Below are 15,834 nucleotides of genomic sequence, written 5' to 3'. Positions count from 1 at the left end.
CGGGACAGCGAAGCGCACGGGAGAGACGGGGCAGCGATGCGTACAACTCTTCGTCCACGCAAGACCGCGGTGGCCATCACGGCGTTCACCGCCATCACCGCACTCACCCTCGCGGCCTGCGGTGGCGGCGGATCCGACAAGGACCCGGGGGAAGCCGGGCCCAGCGGCGGCGCCCTTCCCCTCAAGGGCGAGAAGATCGAGGTCGCCGCCGTCTGGACGGGGCCCGAGCAGGAGAACTTCACCAAGGTCCTGAAGGAGTTCGAGAAGCGCACGGGCGCAACGGTCACCTTCGTGCCCGCCCAGGACCCGATCGTGAACTTCCTCGGCACGAAGATCGCGGGCGGCTCACCCCCGGACGTGGCGATGCTCCCCCAGGTCGGCGCGATCCAGCAGGCCGCGACGCAGAAGTGGCTGAAGCCGGTCGGCCCGGAGGGCAAGGCCCAGCTGGCCGCCAACTACTCGCGCGGCTGGCAGGAGCTCGGCGCGGTCGACGGCACCCAGTACGGGGTCTACTTCAAGGCCGCCAACAAGTCCCTGGTCTGGTACAACTCCGCGGTCTTCGAGAGCGCCGGCGCGACCGAGCCGAAGACCTGGAAGGAGTTCCTCACGACCGCCGAGACGATCTCGGCGTACGGCGTCACCCCGGTGTCGGTCGGCGGCGCGGACGGCTGGACGCTCACCGACTGGTTCGAGAACATCTACCTCTCCCAGGCGGGCCCGGCCAAGTACGACCAGCTGGCGAAGCACACGATCAAGTGGACCGACCCGTCCGTCACGGCGGCCCTGACCACGCTCGGCGAACTCTTCGGCAAACCCGCACTGCTCGCGGGCGGCACGAGCGGCGCGCTGCAGACGGAGTACCCGGTGTCGGTCACCCAGACCTTCACGGGCGGCGACACACCCAAGGGCGCGATGGTCTTCGAGGGCGACTTCGCGGCCGTCAACATCGCCCAGACGAAGGCCAGGATCGGGACGGACGCGAAGGTCTTCCCGTTCCCCACCGTCGGCACGGGCACCACCCCCGTGGTGACGGCCGGCGACGCGGCCGTGGCCCTCAAGGACACCAAGGGCGCACAGGCGCTGCTCGCCTTCCTCGCCTCCCCGGACGCGGCGAAGATCTGGGCGGCCGAGGGCGGCTTCGTCTCCCCCAACAAGAACCTGGACCCGTCGGCGTACCCGAACGACGTCCAGCGTGAGATCGCCAAGGCGCTGATCGGCGCCGGTGACGACTTCCGCTTCGACATGTCGGACCAGATGCCGCAGTCCTTCGGCGGGACGCCGGGCAAGGGCGAGTGGAAGGCGCTCCAGGACTTCCTGAAGAACCCGAAGGACATCGCGGGGACCCAGGCGCGCCTGGAGAAGGACGCGGAGAAGGCGTACCGGGCCGCGGCGAAGAGCTGAGGCCCCGGCATGCCGAGGCACAACACGCTCCGGAACACCGGAAACAGGAACAGGACGGTCGCGGCGGGGTTCCTGCTCCCGGCCCTGATCCTGCTGGGAGCGCTCGTCGTCTACCCCATCGGGTACTCCGTCCAGCGCTCGTTCTTCGACAGCTCCGGCTCCTCCTTCGTCGGCCTGGACAACTACCTCGCCCTGGTCACCGACGACTCGCTCCGCACCGCCGCCCGCAACAACGTGATCTGGCTGGTCGTCGCCCCGGTGGTCGCGACCGCCCTCGGCCTGATCTTCGCCGTGCTCACCGAACGGGTGCGCTGGGGCACGGCGTTCAAGCTGATCGTCTTCATGCCGATGGCGATCTCGATGCTCGCCGCCGGGATCATCTTCCGGCTGGTCTACGAGCAGGACCCGGACCGCGGGGTCGCCAACGCCGTCTGGGTCGGGGTCCACGACACCTTCGCCGAGTCGTCCGGGTTCCCACGGGCCCGGCCGCTGCCCGTCCATCCGCTGGAGGCGGCCGGCGGCGGCGCGTTCGTCACGAAGGAGCCGGTGCGCGCCGGGGAGCCCGTACGGCTTCCGCTGATCGGGGTGGCGCCGGGTCAGATGCCGGAGGAGGCCCGCCCGGCGCGGGCACCGGGCGCGGCGCCGGGGACGCCGGACACGATCACGGGCACCGCCTGGCTGGACTTCACCCGGGGCGGCGGCGGCCGGCAGAACGCCGTCGACCCGGCCGAACTGGGCCTCGCGGGGCTGCGGATCGAGGCCGTACGGGACGGCAAGGTGGTCGCCCGGGCCACGGCGGCGGCCGACGGCACCTTCACGCTGCCCGCCGACCGCGCCGACGGAGCCGTGCTGCGGCTGCCCGCGAGCAACTTCCGGGAGCAGTACAACGGCGTGGAGTGGCTCGGCCCCCGGCTCGTCACCCCGGCCGTGATCGGCGCCTACGTGTGGATGTGGGCCGGGTTCGCCATGGTGCTGATCGGCGCCGGGCTCGCCGCCGTCCCCCGCGAGCTGCTGGAGGCCGCGCGGGTGGACGGGGCGAACGAATGGCAGGTGTTCCGCCGGATCACGGTGCCGCTGCTCGCCCCGGTCCTCGCGGTCGTCCTCGTCACCCTGATGATCAATGTGCTCAAGGTCTTCGACCTGGTCTTCGTCATCGCGCCGGGCTCGGCCCAGGACGACGCGAACGTGCTCGCGCTCCAGCTGTACCGCTCGTCGTTCGGTACGGACGCCGATCTCGGGGTCGGCTCGGCCATCGCCGTCCTGCTGCTGCTCCTGGTGGTCCCCGTGATGGTCGTCAACATCCGCCGCATGCGCCGGGAGGCCCGCCGATGAGTTCCTCCGCCACCCGCACGCGCGCGCGTACCGACGTCTCCGCACCGCTCGCGGGTTCCCCCGCGCCCCGGAGCTTCGCGGCGCGGGCCGGCGCCCGTGCCGCCGGGGGCGCGGTCCGGGTGTTCCTCGTCCTGGCGGGCCTGTTCTGGCTGCTGCCGACGATCGGACTGCTGCTGTCCTCGCTCCGCTCCCCCTCCGACATCGCGGCGAGCGGCTGGTGGCAGGTGTTCACGGCCCCGGCCCAGCTGACCACCGAGAACTACAGCCGTCTCCTCGCCAACGACACGATCACCGACTCCCTGCTCTCCACGGTCCTGATCACCGTCCCGTCCACGCTCCTCGTCCTCCTCCTCGGCTCGTTCGCCGGGTACGCGTTCGCGTGGCTGGAGTTCCCGGGCAGGGACTGGTGGTTCCTCGGGGTGGTCGCGCTGCTCGTGGTCCCGGTGCAGGTGGCACTCGTCCCGGTGTCGAAGCTCTTCGGCGCGGTCGGTCTCTTCGAGACGACGCTCGGGGTGGTCCTCTTCCACACGGCCTTCGGCCTGCCGTTCGCGATCTTCCTGCTGCGGAACTTCTTCGCGGAGATCCCGCGCGAGCTCCTGGAGGCGGCGCGGCTCGACGGGGCGGGCGAGGTGCGGCTGTTCACCCGGGTGGTGCTGCCGCTCGGCGGTCCCGCGATCGCCTCGCTGGGGATCTTCCAGTTCCTGTGGGTGTGGAACGACATGCTGATCGCGCTGATCTTCGCGGACTCGCAGTCGCCGCCGATCACGGTGGCGCTGCAGCAGCAGGTACGGCAGTTCGGCAACAACGTCGACGTGCTGGCGCCGGGGGCGTTCGTGTCGATGGTGGTACCCCTGGTGGTCTTCTTCGCGTTCCAGCGCCAGTTCGCCACGGGGGTGATGGCGGGCGCGGTGAAGTAGCCGGTCGTACGCGGGCGGGGGCGCGGGGAGCGGTCGTACGCGGGCGGGGGCGCGGGGAGCGGTCGTACGCGGGCGGGGGCGCGGGGTTCGTGATCGCGACCCGCGACTTCCTAGGCCTTGAGCGCCGCCACCGCCGACCGCGCCAGGTCGTCCACGTACCCCTGGGGCAGCGGCGTACGGACCACGACGAGCCGCCAGTAGAGGGGCCCGACGACCAGGTCGAGGGCGCGGCCCGGGTCGGTGCCCTCGGGGAGTTCGCCGCGGGCGACGGCCTCGCGGACGACCTGGCTCATGACGCCGCGCTGGCCGTCGAGCAGCGCGGCCGTGACGGCCTCGGCGATCTCGGGCTGCCGGGCCGCCTCGACGAGCAGGTCCGGGATGACCTGCGAGGCGACGGGGTGGCGCAGCGCGTGCGAGGCCACCTGGAGGAGCGCGCGCACGTCCCCGTGCAGGGAGCCGGTGGCGGGCGCGGGCAGGCCCTGGGCTGCGAAGGCCCCGACGAGGTCGAGGACGAGGGCGAGTTTGGACTTCCAGCGCCGGTAGACGGCGGTCTTGCCGACTCCCGCGCGGCGCGCGATGCCCTCGATGGACATCCGGGCGAAGCCGACGGCCGCGAGTTCCTCGAAGACGGCGGCACGGATGGCCTCGGTCACGTCCTCGCGGAGTACGGCCGCTCCGGCGGGGGCGCGGCGGGGGGTCGGATCGGTCATGAACGGCATCCTAACCAACGGCGACGCCCCGAGCACGTCACGACGATACGGTTGCGTTCCGACGCAGGAGCGCTTTAGTCTCCCCGTAGCGACGATACGGACCCGTTCCATCGCCGAGGCTGCCCGCACCCTTCGTCGAAAGCGCCCACCCGTGACCACCCAGACGCTTCCCCCGCCCCTGCGGAAACCCCCTCCCGGGGCCATGCCTCCCCACGAGGCCCCTCTCCGGGAGGCCTCCACCGAGGACCTGCGCGAACTCGCCCTGCGCCATGGCCTCACCGTCAGCGGCGCCCGCCCCTCGCTGCCCGCCTACGCCCGGCAGATCTGGTCCCGCCGCGACTTCATCACCGCCTTCGCGACCGCCCGGCTGACCGCCCAGTACAGCCAGGCGCGGCTCGGCCAGGTCTGGCAGGTGATGACCCCGCTGCTCAACGCCGCCGTCTACTACCTGATCTTCGGCGTCCTCATGGACGCCAAGGAGGGCGTCGCCGACTACGTGCCCTTCCTGATCACCGGCATCTTCGTGTGGACGTTCACCTCGAACACGATCCTGGCCGGCACCCGCGCGATCAGCGGCAACCTGGGTCTCGTCCGCGCGCTGCACTTCCCCCGCGCCAGCCTGCCGATCTCCCTGTCGCTCCAGCAGCTCCAGCAGCTGCTGCTCTCACTCGCCGCACTGGTCATGATCCTGCTCGGGCTCGGCGAGTTCCCCGCCTGGAGCTGGTTCCTCGCCGTTCCCGCGCTGCTCTGCCAGGCCCTGTTCAACACGGGCGTGGCGCTCGTCCTCGCCCGGCTCGCGGCCCGCACCCCGGACATCTCCCAGCTCATGCCGTTCGTGCTCCGCACCTGGATGTACGCCTCGGGCGCGATGTGGTCGATCCAGCACCTGGCGGCGAGCGGACGCTTCCCCGACGGCGTGGTGCTCGCCCTCCAGTGCAACCCGGCGGCGGTCTACATCGACCTGATGCGCTTCGCACTCATCGGGAGCTACACCTCGGCGCAGTTGCCGCCGCACGTCTGGGCACTCGCCGCCGGCTGGGCCCTGCTGGCCTTCGGGGGCGGTTTCATCTGGTTCTGGAAGGCGGAGGAGACGTACGGCCGTGGCTGACCCGCAGAGCACCCCCGCACCCGCCCACCCGCCCACGCCCACCCCGACCGTCGTGGTCGACGAAGTCCACGTCACCTACACGGTCGGCGGCGGCAGCGCCGGCGGCCGAGGTGCCGCGACGGCCGCACTGAGCCGCATGCTCCGACGCGGCGAGAAGCGGCCGACCGGCCGCCGGGTCCACGCCGTGAAGGGCGTCAGCTTCGTCGCGTACCGGGGCGAGGCAATTGGCCTGATCGGTTCGAACGGATCTGGGAAATCCACCCTCCTGAAGGCCATCGCGGGGCTTCAGCCCGTCGAGCGGGGCCAGGTGTACACCGACGGGCAGCCCTCGCTCCTCGGCGTCAACGCGGCCCTCATGAACGACCTCACCGGCGAGCGGAACGTGATCCTGGGCGGTCTCGCGATGGGCATGAGCCGCACGGAGGTCCGCGAGCGCTACGACGAGATCGTGGACTTCTCCGGCATCAACGAGAAGGACGACGCGATCTCCCGCCCCATGGGGACGTACTCCTCCGGCATGGGGGCGCGACTGCGCTTCTCCATCGCCGCCGCGAAGAGCCATGACGTCCTGCTCATCGACGAGGCCCTGTCCACCGGCGACGCGCGTTTCCGCCGCCGGAGCCAGCAGCGGATCGACGAACTGCGGGCGGCGGCGGGGACGGTCTTCCTGGTCAGCCACTCGAACTCGACGATCACGGAGACCTGCGAGCGGGCCCTGTGGCTGGAGGCGGGCACGCTGCGGAGGGACGGCCCGGCGAAGGAGGTGGTGGCGGCGTACGAGGAGTTCACCGCGACAGGAGCCACAACAGGGGCCAAGTAAAGGGGCAAATAAGACATTAAGGACTACAGTGCGGAGGGATGACGAACGATCACCCCCAGTCGCCACCAGGGACCCGCGCCGAGCCTCCCCACCTCACCGGGTCCCCCTTCGACTCGGACACCTTCACCTCCGCCACCTTCGTCACGGTCGGCCGCGGCCCCTACCTCGCCGTCGCCTCCGTCTGGCTGATCACCCGCGTCGGCATGGTGCTGCTGCTCCTCCGCGACACCCTCGGCATCGGCGGCGTCCGCCGCGAGGTGGACCTCTACCGGTACTGGTACGAGCAGTTCGCCCAGGGCACCTTCCCGCCCGGCGACGTCACCTGGCAGTACCCGCCCGGCGCGGGACTCGTGATCATGTCGCCGGGCATCCTCCCCTGGCTGACGTACGTCCAGGCGTTCGTCGCCCTCACCCTCCTGGCCGACGCCGTCGTCACCGCCGCACTCGCCCGCGCCGACAGCGTCCGGCTCACCCACGGCACCTGGATCTGGGTCTGCGGACTGCCGCTGCTCCTGCATCTGCCGCTCGCGCGGTACGACGTCCAGACCACCGCCCTCGCCGTCCTCGCGCTGCTCGCGCTCACCGCCCGCTCGACCGCCGCCCACCAGCTCGGCGGGGCGCTCGCGGGCATCGGCGCGATGGTCAAGGTCTGGCCGGCGCTCGCCCTGATCGGCACTCCCCGGGGCCGCACCACCCGCGAGGCCTGGACCGCCGCGGTCGTCGCGGCCCTCGCCCTCCTCGCCACTCTCGCGCTGTTCTTCTCCGACTCCCTCGGCTTCCTGCGCCAGCAGGGCAGCCGCGGCATCCAGATCGAGTCGCTCGGCGGCACCGCCCTCGCGCTGGCCAAGGCCGGCGGCAGCTGGCCGGGCAGGGTCGAATTCCGCTACGGGGCCTTCGAGTACGTCGGCCCGTACGTCTCCAGCCTCGGCCACCTCGCCCTGCTGCTCACCGTCATCGCCTTCGGCTGGCTGCTCCTGTGGCGCGTCCGGGCCCACCGCTGGACCGCCGCCACCCCGCTCGACGCGGCCCTCACCGCCGTACTGCTGTTCACCGTCACCAGCCGGGTGATCAGCCCCCAGTACATGATCTGGCTGCTGGGTCTCGCCGCCGTCTGTCTGACCTCGCGCAGCACCGTGATGCGCCCGGTGGCGCTGCTGCTCCTCCCGGCGGCCGCCCTCAGCTCCCTCGCGTACCCCGTCCTGTACGACCACGTCGTCGCCGGCACCCCTCAGGGGCTGACCGTCATGGCCCTCCGCAACGGCCTGCTGCTCGCCGCGACCCTGCTCGCCGCCCGCCGCCTGTGGACGTCGACGGTCACCGGACCGCCCGAGGAAGCCGCGTAGAACAGACAGGGGAAGGGCCCCACCGGTCGTCCGGTGGGGCCCCTTCTCACTCCACTGCTTCAGCGGCTAGCTGTGCGTACGAAGCAGCGTGCGCATCGTCCGCATCGCCACCGACAGGTTCGCCAGGTCGAAGGTGTCCGAGCCCTGGATCTCCTCCAGGGTCGTCCGCGCGCGGCCCAGGATGGCCGCGTTCTTCTCCTCCCAGTCCTTGAACCGCTGCTCCGGGCTCGACGTGCCGTTCCCGGCCGCCAGGACGTCCGCGGTCAGCGCCGAGTGCGCCGCGAACAGGTCCTCACGGATCGACGCACGGGCCATCGACTGCCACCGGTCGTCGCGCGGCAGCTCGATGATCCGGTCCATCAGGTCGGTGATCCGCAGCCGGTCGGCCAGGTCGTAGTAGACCTCGGCCACCGCCAGCGAGTCCTTGCCCGTCCGGTCCGCGATCCCCACGATGTCGAGGATCGGGAAGGCGGAGGAGAAGCCGGCCACCCGCAGCGCGAGCTCCTCCGGCACGCCGACCTCGGTCAGCTCCTCCACGATCGACTGGTACCACTCCAGGTCCGCGCCGCGCAGCAGGTTCGGCAGCTGCGCCCAGACCTGCTCGACGCGCTCGGCGAAGAACTCGATGGTCTCGGTGAGCTGGAGCGGCTGCGGCCGGTTGTTGAGCAGCCAGCGCGTGCCGCGCTCGACGAGCCGACGGGAGTGCAGCCGCATCCGGGTCTGGACGTCGGCCGGCACCTGGTTGTCGAGGGCCTCGACGGCGTCCCAGACCTGGCCGAGGCGGAAGACGAACCGGGCCGCGGTCTGCGCCCGGACGATCTCCTCGATCGACGCGCCCGTCTCCTCGCGGAGGCGGTGCAGGAAGGTCGAGCCACCGGCGTTGACGGTGTCGTTGACCAGGACGGTGGTGATGATCTCGCGACGCAGGGGGTGGTTGTCGACGGCCTCGGTGAACTTCTCGCGCAGCAGCGTCGGGAAGTACGCGTGGAGCAGCCCCCGCAGGTACGGGTCGTCCGGCAGCTCCGTGCCGATGAGCTCGTCGGCCACCGTGATCTTGGTGTACGCGAGGAGGACGGCGAGCTCCGGCTGGCTCAGACCGCGGCCGTTGTTGAGCAGGTCGCGGATCTGCCGGTCGTTGGGCAGGAACTCCAGGGACCGGTCGAGGGCCCCGTCGCGGCCCAGACGGCGCATGAACCGCTGGTGGGCGTGGAGCAGGGACGGCGACTGGGCGACGGCGTTGGCGAGGGCCGTGTTCTGCGCGTAGTTGTTGCGCAGGACGAGCTTGCCGACCTCGTCGGTCATCTCCGCGAGGATCTTGTTGCGCTGCTTGACGGTCATGTCGCCCTCGGCGACGAGCCCGTTGAGCAGGATCTTGATGTTGACCTCGTGGTCGGAGGTGTCGACGCCGGCGCTGTTGTCGATGGCGTCGGTGTTGACCTTGCCGCCCTGGCCCTCGGGGCCGCCGGTGCGGGCGAACTCGATACGGCCCAGCTGGGTCGCGCCGAGGTTGCCGCCCTCACCGATGACCTGGGCTCGGACGTCCTGGCCGTCGACGCGGATGGCGTCGTTGGCCTTGTCGCCGACGTCGGCGTTCGACTCGGCCGAGGACTTGACGTACGTACCGATGCCGCCGTTCCACAGCAGGTCGACGGGCGCGTGGAGCACGGCCTTCATCAGCTCGGCCGGGGTCATCTTGGTGATGCCGTCCTCGATGCCGAGGGCAGCCCTGACCTGCGCGTTGACCGGGATCGACTTGGCGCTGCGGGGGTGGATGCCACCGCCCGCGGAGAGCAGCGAGGTGTCGTAGTCGGCCCACGAGGAGCGGGGCAGCTCGAAGAGCCGGCGGCGCTCGGCGTACGAGACGGCCGCGTCCGGGTTCGGGTCGATGAAGATGTGCCGGTGGTCGAACGCGGCGACGAGCCTGATGTGCTCGCTCAGCAGCATGCCGTTGCCGAAGACGTCGCCGGACATGTCGCCCACGCCGACGACCGTGAAGTCCTCGGTCTGGGTGTCGTGGCCCAGCTCGCGGAAGTGCCGCTTGACGGACTCCCAGGCGCCGCGGGCTGTGATGCCCATGCCCTTGTGGTCGTATCCGGCGGAGCCGCCGGAGGCGAACGCGTCGCCGAGCCAGAAGCCGTACGACTCGGCGACCCCGTTGGCGATGTCGGAGAAGGTCGCGGTGCCCTTGTCGGCGGCGACCACCAGGTAGGTGTCGTCCTCGTCGTGGCGGACCACGTCGAGGGGCGGCACGACCTCGCCCGCGACCAGGTTGTCGGTGATGTCGAGCAGCGCCGAGATGAAGGTCTTGTACGAGGCGATGCCCTCGGCCAGCCAGGCGTCACGGTCCACGGACGGGTCCGGGAGCTGCTTGGCGACGAAGCCGCCCTTGGCGCCGACGGGCACGATGACGGTGTTCTTCACCATCTGCGCCTTGACCAGGCCGAGGATCTCCGTACGGAAGTCCTCGCGGCGGTCGGACCAGCGCAGACCGCCTCGGGCGACCTTGCCGAAGCGCAGGTGGACACCCTCGACGCGCGGGGAGTACACCCAGATCTCGAAAGCCGGGCGGGGCGCGGGAAGGTCCGGGATGGCCTGCGGGTCGAACTTCATCGACACGTACGAGTGCGGCGTACCGTCCGCCGTCACCTGGAAGAAGTTCGTCCGCAGCGTGGCCTTGATGACGGTCAGGAAGGACCGCAGGATCCGGTCCTCGTCCAGGCTCGCGACCTGGTCGAGGGCGGCGTCCAGCTCCTCCATGAGGGCGTCGATCAGCTCGGTGCCGGCGCGCTGGCGCTCCGGGGCCATCCGGGCCTCGAAGAGGTTGACGAGCAGCCGGGTGGTGTGGACGTTGTTGCGGAGGGTGTCCTCCATGTAGTCCTGGCTGAACGTCGAACCGGCCTGGCGCAGGTACTTGGCGTAGGCGCGCAGCACCATCGCCTCGCGCCAGTTGAGGCCGGCGGAGAGGACGAGCGAGTTGAAGTTGTCGTTCTCGGCCTCGCCGGTCCAGGTGGCGGCGAAGGCCTCCTGGAAACGCTCGCGGGCGTCGTCGCCGAGGTAGTCGCCGCCGTTGCCGGTCGCGACGGGCATCCGCAGACCGAAGTCGTAGACCCAGGCGTGCGTGCGGTCGGCGCAGCGCAGCTCGTACGGCCGCTCGTCGGTCACCTCGACGCCGAGCCGGTTGAGCACCGGGAGCACGGCGGACAGGGAGATCGGGTCGCCCGTCTTGTAGATCTTGAAGCGGCGCTCGCCGGGGCCCGCGCCGACCGGCTCGTAGAGCGAGAGAGCGAAGTCCTTGCCGCCGCCGGTCCGGGCGAGGGCCTCCAGGTGCACCAGGTCGGCGACGGCCGCGCGCGGCGAGTGGTCGGCCTTGTAGCCCTCGGGGAAGGCGTTGCCGTAACGGCGGAGCAGCTCCGCGGCACGCTCCTCGCCGCACTCGGCGTTGAGCGCCTCGGCGAAGCCGTCGGACCAGGAGCGGGCGGCCTCGACGAGCCGGGCCTCGATGCGGTCGACGTCGGCGTCGGTGAGCTTCGCCAGCTCGGTGCCGGGCTGGACGCGGACGACGAAGTGCAGCCGGGACAGGATCGACTCGGTGTTCCAGGCGGTGAAGTCGACGCTGGTGCCGTCGAGCTCCTCCTTCAGGATGTCGATGATCCGCAGCCGGACACGGGTCGTGTAGCGGTCCCGCGGCAGGTAGACGAGGGCCGAGTAGTAGCGGCCGTACTCGTCCTGGCGCAGGTACAGGCGCAGCCGGCGCCGCTCCTGGAGGTACAGGACGCTGGTGACGACGGACCGGAGCTGGTCGGCCGGGGTCTGGAACAGCTCGTCGCGCGGGTACGTCTCCAGGATCTGGAGCAGGTCGCGGCCGTCGTGGCTGTTCGGCGAGAAGCCCGCGCCCGCCAGGACCTCCTGGACCTTGCGCTTGACGACGGGAACACGGCGCACGGACTCGGTGTAGGCGGCCGAGGAGAACAGGCCGAGGAAGCGGCGCTCACCGATGACGTTGCCGTCGGCGTCGAACTTCTTCACACCGACGTAGTCGAGGTACGAGGGGCGGTGCACGGTCGAGCGGCTGTTGGCCTTCGTCAGGATCAGCAGCTTGTGCTCGCGCGCCTTGGCGCGGACGTCCTCGGGCAGCCTGCTGAAGGACGGCGAGACGGGGTGGGCGTGGTGGCCCTGGTCGTCGCCCGAGTGCTGCGGGTCGGAACGCAGGATGCCGAGGCCGGTGCCGGGCACGGCGGACAGGGCGTCACCGTTGACCAGCTGGTACTCGCGGTAGCCGAGGAAGGTGAAGTGGTCGTCGGCGAGCCAGCGCAGCAGCTCGCGGGCCTCCTCCACCTCGGTCGGACGCAGGTCGGAGGCGGTGGGCTCGGCCGGGAGGCCCTCGGCGATCCGCAGGGCGGTGTCGCGCATCTTCTCCCAGTCCTCGACCGTCTCACGGACGTCGGACAGGACGCGCAGCAGATCGGCGGTGATCTGCTTGAGATCGGCGCGGTCGGTCTCCCGGTCGATCTCGACGTGGATCCACGACTCGGTGAGCGCGTCGTGCGGCAGCTCGCCCTGGATCTGCGCCGACAGGACCTCGATGAGCTTGCCCGTGAGGTCGCGGCGGACGAGGACCTGCGGGTGGATCACGACATGGATGCCGCGGCCCTGGCGCGAGAGCTCGTTGGTGACCGAGTCCACCAGGAACGGCATGTCGTCGGTGACGACCTCGACGACGGAGTGGCTGCTCGTCCAGCCGTTCTCCTCGACCGTCGGAGTGTGGACGCGCACGTTCGCCGTGCCCTGCGGACGGTTCTCCGCGAGGCGGTAGTGAGAGAGCGCCGCGCCGAACACGTCGACCGGGTCCCGGTCGCCGAGGTCCTCCGGCGCGGTGTGCAGGTAGTAGCGCTGGAGGTACTCGAGCACGGTGTCCCGGTCCGGGTGCTTCCCGGCACCCTCAGGGCCCGTCGGAAGTCGCCCCCCGACCGGGCTGTGCTCAGCTACCCGAGCGGCCCTTTCGAGCAGCTCGGCCTTGGCTTCGTCCAGCTTGGTCTGCATGTCCTCTGACTCCTGTCGCGCGCCGTTGCGTGACGTCGGTGGAAGAAAGGACAGAACGACGCCTCGACGCGGTGATTCCGGTCGAAGACGACGTTATGCCCGAATGAGAGATGCCCGGGTCGTTATCGGCCACGGAGAGCGGCGCGCCCGGACGGAGAGGATCGGCGAACGCACTGTCGGCCCGGCCGCTGTCGCGGACCGGGCGGCAGCCGGGGGCTTCACTGCCCCCTCGGCGTATCGCGCTGATCACGGCAAAAGCCTATCGCCCTCGCCCCCCGAACCGTCATGGTCCGTATGTGTACAAAAGCGGGGGTGGAAGTTTGACGTTCTGGACAGCGACACATGTCCTCTTGGCAAAGCACCCCGCCGCGGGCAGCGTGTACGCGAGCATGGGCGCAGCACGGCAGACCGACCATCTGTGATCTGGGAGAGCCATGGCGAAGATCCTGATCGTGACCGGGGACGCGGCGGAATCGCTGGAGGTGATGTACCCCTACCAGCGGCTACTGGAAGAGGGCTACGAGGTCGACATCGCCGCCCCCGCCCGCAAGCAGCTCCGCTTCGTCGTCCACGACTTCGAGCCGGGCTTCGACACGTACACCGAGAAGCCCGGCTACACCTGGCCCGCCGACCTGGCCTTCTCCGAGGTCGACCCGGGCGCGTACGCGGCGGTGGTGATCCCGGGCGGCCGGGCGCCGGAGTACCTGCGCAACGACCCGGAGCTGCGCAAGATCCTGAAGGCCTTCTTCGACGCGGACAAGCCGGTGGCCCAGATCTGCCACGGCCCGCTCCTGACGGCGGCGGTCGGCGGCCTGGAGGGCCGCAGGGTCACGGCGTACCCGGCCCTGGAACTGGACATGCAGGCGGCCGGCGCGACCTTCCAGGACAGCGCGGCGGTGGTGGACGGTCTCCTGGTCTCCTCAAGGGCCTGGCCGGACCACCCCACCTGGATGCGTGAATTCCTGAAGGTCCTCCGCGCCAAGGCCTGACGCCGGGCTGACGCCGGCCCGGTGGTGGGCGGCACCCGGCCCTCAGGCCCCGCCCCCGGGCGGAACCCGGCCCTCAGGCCCCCTCCCCGCCACCGGGCGGAACCCGTCAGACCAGCTCCTCCGCGACAGCCACGGCCTCCTCCAGGGTGTCGACCACCGGCACCCCGACCCGTGAGAGCGAGGCCCGGCTGTGCGACCCCCCGGTGTACAGCACCGCCCGAGCCCCGACATGCCGCGCCGCGATCGCGTCGTCCGCCGCGTCACCGATGACGACGACCCGCTCGGCGAGCACCCCTTCGAGCGCGGCCAGGTGCCGGACCATGTGCCCCGACTTCCCGTCCGTGGACGCGTCGACCCGCCCGTCCATCCGTACGAACCGCTCCGCGATCCCGTGCCTCCGCACCAGCGGCACCAACTCCGCGTGCGGCGCGAGCGACAGCAGTGACTGGGTGAAGCCGGACGCCTGCCGCGCCGCGAGCAGCTCCGCGGCCCCGGCGGTCAGCCCGCAGGCTTCGGCCCGCTCCCAGTAGTGCCGATGGAAGGCGCCGTCCATGACGGACCACTCGGCGTCGGTGGGCAACCGTCCCATGAGCCGCTCGTAGAACTTGGGCACGGGCACCGTGTAGAGCTCCCGGTACCGCTCAAGAGTGATCGATTCGAGCCCCAGCTCGGCGAACGCCGCGTTGGTCGCCCCGATGACCGCACTGATGTCGTCGAGCAGTGTGCCGTTCCAGTCCCAGACCAGATGCTTGCCGCGCAAGCCGTCGCGCTTCCCCATGGGGAGACGGTACCCGGCCCCACCGACAGCCATCCGACCGGCGGCCGCCATGAGCGGCCAGGACCGCCGGCCACGCCCCGGGACCCGACGACGTCAGCCCAGCAGCCCGGGGATCTCCTGCACCCCGAACCACAGCAGCTCGTGGTCCTCGGCCCCGTCGACGACGAACTGCGCGTCGTCGTCCCCCTGGTCCGCCGCGCCCAGCGCCTCCGCCGCCGCCGTCACGTCCGCCTCCGCGTCGTCCGCGTCGGCGTGCACGGCCGCCGCCTTGGCGAGGCGTACGGGCCCGGCGATCCGGACCTCGCCGATGGAGCTCACGGTCAGCGCCCCGTCGGGGTCCGTGGCCGCGTCCTTGTCGGCGACGTCGACGGCGACGACGATCCGGCGCCGGGGCGCCTCGGGGTCCCCGGCGAGCAGCCGCAGGGAGGCGGACGCGGCCCGGTTGAGCGCCGCGTACTCCAGCTCCTCGATGTCGTCGGAGACGTACCACTCGCGCAGGGCGGGGGTGACGGCGTAGGCGGTCAGCGGACCGGGGCCCAGCTCGCCCGCCTTGTGCGCCTGTGCGAGACCGGGGAGGGTCAGGGGGACGTACACGCGCATGGCTGGCCGCTTTCGTAGACGGAGAGGCCCTCAGGATACGTGCGGAGTCCCCCTTCGGGGTGGACGGCCGGAGTCGGCGTACGTCCACTCCGACGGGCCCTTCTCAGGACCCCCGGGAGCCGATTTTCCTCCGCGTCACCCGGATAGGTGATTCCGTTTTCGAGCCGCCGCGCGGCGGCGGACTCCTTGCGGCCCCTCCGAGCCCACCCGTACAAGATCCCCAACGGAAAGTTACCGACCAGTACCTCTCGGTGACGCGACGACAGGGGCAGGCCCACCATGACCACCACCACCCTCACCACGACCGGCACCCCGCGCCCCCGCAGGGTGCCCGGCGGCCCCGCGGGCACCCGCCCCCGCGGCCCGGCGGGCACCCACCCCCGCGCGAGCCACCCCCGTGCCCTCCCCCCGCACACCGTCTTCGCCGAGCGCCTCCTCGCCGTACTGAGCGGCGAACGCCCGGTCCACTGGATGCTCGGCCACACCGTCGGCGAGGCCTACGAACAGCTCGTCCGGATCGCCCCCGAGACGCCCCTGCGCTCCCTCGGCCCCCGCCCGGTCCTGCGCCGCTGCTCGGTCCAGGTGGACACCGACCGGACCGCGGTCGAGGCCTTCGCGACGATCGCCACCGGCGCCCGCGTACGGGCCATGGCGTTCCGCCTCGAACGCGGCGAGGACCAGCGCTGGCGCTGCGCCGCGGTGGAACTCGACGGCCTGGGCGCGACGGCCCGCCCCGCGCCCCACCCGGCATGACGAAGGGGCCGGCCGCCCACCGGGCAACCGACCCCTCCGCGAC

Annotated in this window: 12 protein-coding genes; 8 read left to right on the top strand and 4 right to left on the bottom strand. The window is 71.3% G+C overall.

The genetic code is table 11. From position 1 onward, the window contains the following. Window positions 1-36: 36 nt before the first annotated feature. From IF00_RS0132935 to IF00_RS0132925, 3 genes are read left to right on the top strand one after another with little or no spacing between them, the layout of a single operon-like run. Entirely contained in the window at window positions 37-1,401 is a 1,365-nt protein-coding gene (locus IF00_RS0132935) for an ABC transporter substrate-binding protein (RefSeq protein ID WP_051820738.1), read from the top strand. A gap of 9 nt (window positions 1,402-1,410) precedes the next feature. Then, complete coding sequence (locus IF00_RS0132930) at window positions 1,411-2,733, top strand: carbohydrate ABC transporter permease (RefSeq protein WP_030324442.1); 1,323 nt, start codon at window positions 1,411-1,413, stop codon at window positions 2,731-2,733. Further along, window positions 2,730-3,650 (top strand): carbohydrate ABC transporter permease, encoded by a 921-nt coding sequence (locus tag IF00_RS0132925; RefSeq protein WP_030324440.1) that lies wholly within the window; start codon window positions 2,730-2,732, stop codon window positions 3,648-3,650. The genes IF00_RS0132930 and IF00_RS0132925 overlap by 4 nt, the downstream gene beginning before the upstream one ends. A 110-nt stretch (window positions 3,651-3,760) precedes the next feature. Here the strand turns inward: IF00_RS0132925 and IF00_RS0132920 are convergent, their stop codons facing one another. Further along, the gene (locus tag IF00_RS0132920; RefSeq protein WP_030324438.1) at window positions 3,761-4,360 is read right to left on the bottom strand and encodes a TetR/AcrR family transcriptional regulator; all 600 of its coding nucleotides are present in this window, start codon (window positions 4,358-4,360) and stop codon (window positions 3,761-3,763) included. Between the two features lie 202 nt (window positions 4,361-4,562). Here IF00_RS0132920 and IF00_RS0132915 point away from each other — a divergent pair, with 202 nt between their 5' ends. From IF00_RS0132915 to IF00_RS0132905, 3 genes are read left to right on the top strand one after another with little or no spacing between them, the layout of a single operon-like run. Beyond that, window positions 4,563-5,468 (top strand): ABC transporter permease, encoded by a 906-nt coding sequence (locus IF00_RS0132915; protein ID WP_030324437.1) that lies wholly within the window; start codon window positions 4,563-4,565, stop codon window positions 5,466-5,468. Then, complete coding sequence (locus IF00_RS0132910; RefSeq protein ID WP_030324436.1) at window positions 5,461-6,288, top strand: ABC transporter ATP-binding protein; 828 nt, start codon at window positions 5,461-5,463, stop codon at window positions 6,286-6,288. The genes IF00_RS0132915 and IF00_RS0132910 overlap by 8 nt, the downstream gene beginning before the upstream one ends. A gap of 38 nt (window positions 6,289-6,326) precedes the next feature. Then, the gene (locus IF00_RS0132905) at window positions 6,327-7,631 is read left to right on the top strand and encodes a glycosyltransferase 87 family protein (RefSeq protein WP_037639601.1); all 1,305 of its coding nucleotides are present in this window, start codon (window positions 6,327-6,329) and stop codon (window positions 7,629-7,631) included. A 66-nt stretch (window positions 7,632-7,697) separates the two neighbouring features. Here the strand turns inward: IF00_RS0132905 and IF00_RS0132900 are convergent, their stop codons facing one another. Next, window positions 7,698-12,671 (bottom strand): NAD-glutamate dehydrogenase, encoded by a 4,974-nt coding sequence (locus IF00_RS0132900; RefSeq protein WP_030324432.1) that lies wholly within the window; start codon window positions 12,669-12,671, stop codon window positions 7,698-7,700. A gap of 434 nt (window positions 12,672-13,105) precedes the next feature. Here IF00_RS0132900 and IF00_RS0132895 point away from each other — a divergent pair, with 434 nt between their 5' ends. Then, on the top strand, window positions 13,106-13,660 hold the full coding sequence (locus tag IF00_RS0132895; RefSeq protein WP_030324431.1) for a DJ-1/PfpI family protein: 555 nt from the start codon (window positions 13,106-13,108) through the stop codon (window positions 13,658-13,660). 106 nt (window positions 13,661-13,766) lie between these two features. Here the strand turns inward: IF00_RS0132895 and IF00_RS0132890 are convergent, their stop codons facing one another. Continuing rightward, complete coding sequence (locus IF00_RS0132890; RefSeq protein ID WP_030324429.1) at window positions 13,767-14,438, bottom strand: HAD family hydrolase; 672 nt, start codon at window positions 14,436-14,438, stop codon at window positions 13,767-13,769. A gap of 93 nt (window positions 14,439-14,531) precedes the next feature. Next, window positions 14,532-15,038 carry a DUF6912 family protein gene (locus tag IF00_RS0132885; RefSeq protein ID WP_030324427.1) on the bottom strand — a complete coding sequence of 169 codons (507 nt, stop codon included), beginning with the start codon at window positions 15,036-15,038 and terminating at the stop codon, window positions 14,532-14,534. Window positions 15,039-15,317: 279 nt separating this feature from the next. Between IF00_RS0132885 and IF00_RS47235 the strand changes: the two genes are divergently transcribed. After that, a complete protein-coding gene (locus tag IF00_RS47235; RefSeq protein WP_051820737.1) occupies window positions 15,318-15,791 on the top strand; it encodes an Rv3235 family protein in 474 nt (157 codons plus the stop codon). Window positions 15,792-15,834: the final 43 nt, after the last annotated feature.

It is taken from the genome of Streptomyces flavochromogenes (assembly GCF_000717595.1).
Classification (GTDB): domain Bacteria; phylum Actinomycetota; class Actinomycetes; order Streptomycetales; family Streptomycetaceae; genus Streptomyces; species Streptomyces flavochromogenes.
The sequence above is the reverse complement of the archived record's forward strand: the minus strand, read 5'-3'. Positions and strand labels throughout refer to the sequence as shown.

Bases quoted from the DNA above. Each gene is read 5' to 3' on its own strand.
- IF00_RS0132935 (WP_051820738.1), top strand. From the start codon at position 37: ATGCGTACAACTCTTCGTCCACGCAAGACCGCGGTGGCCATCACGGCG.
- IF00_RS0132905 (WP_037639601.1), top strand. From the start codon at position 6,327: ATGACGAACGATCACCCCCAGTCGCCACCAGGGACCCGCGCCGAGCCT.
- IF00_RS0132925 (WP_030324440.1), top strand. From the start codon at position 2,730: ATGAGTTCCTCCGCCACCCGCACGCGCGCGCGTACCGACGTCTCCGCA.
- IF00_RS0132915 (WP_030324437.1), top strand. From the start codon at position 4,563: ATGCCTCCCCACGAGGCCCCTCTCCGGGAGGCCTCCACCGAGGACCTG.
- IF00_RS0132920 (WP_030324438.1), bottom strand. From the start codon at position 4,360: ATGACCGATCCGACCCCCCGCCGCGCCCCCGCCGGAGCGGCCGTACTC.
- IF00_RS0132900 (WP_030324432.1), bottom strand. From the start codon at position 12,671: ATGCAGACCAAGCTGGACGAAGCCAAGGCCGAGCTGCTCGAAAGGGCC.
- IF00_RS0132885 (WP_030324427.1), bottom strand. From the start codon at position 15,038: ATGCGCGTGTACGTCCCCCTGACCCTCCCCGGTCTCGCACAGGCGCAC.
- IF00_RS0132890 (WP_030324429.1), bottom strand. From the start codon at position 14,438: ATGGGGAAGCGCGACGGCTTGCGCGGCAAGCATCTGGTCTGGGACTGG.
- IF00_RS47235 (WP_051820737.1), top strand. From the start codon at position 15,318: ATGACCACCACCACCCTCACCACGACCGGCACCCCGCGCCCCCGCAGG.
- IF00_RS0132930 (WP_030324442.1), top strand. From the start codon at position 1,411: ATGCCGAGGCACAACACGCTCCGGAACACCGGAAACAGGAACAGGACG.
- IF00_RS0132895 (WP_030324431.1), top strand. From the start codon at position 13,106: ATGGCGAAGATCCTGATCGTGACCGGGGACGCGGCGGAATCGCTGGAG.